Origin of the sequence: Streptomyces fildesensis, assembly GCF_016107395.1 — a bacterium.
In the GTDB taxonomy this organism is placed as follows: Bacteria; Actinomycetota; Actinomycetes; order Streptomycetales; family Streptomycetaceae; genus Actinacidiphila; species Actinacidiphila fildesensis.
Genome location: NZ_JAAIKO010000440.1, coordinates 1 through 214 on the forward strand (window position 1 = coordinate 1; position 214 = coordinate 214).

1 protein-coding gene is annotated in these 214 nt (G+C 47.7%); it reads right to left on the reverse strand.

Going from position 1 to position 214, the window contains the following annotated elements:
- Positions 1–214 (reverse strand): ZIP family metal transporter (locus C6N31_RS45035; protein WP_232486406.1); only part of this gene is annotated, 214 nt, incomplete at both ends.

The window sequence follows — 214 nt, forward strand, 5'->3', positions numbered from 1 at the left end:
ATGCCTTCCACGCGTCGCCCTCTGTCACTGCCACTCCTATGGCAATGCCCTCAAAAATTGAGTGAAAACACAGAGCAACCATCAACAAAATAGTGTCACCGAGAACACGAATGCTTGAAATCGTACTTGGGTGCCCCTGCATATTTGTTCCTAAATTTCCAAGGTATGTTCCATTGCCTTGTTCCACCCTTGCAGGAGGAGCATCGTCTTCTTC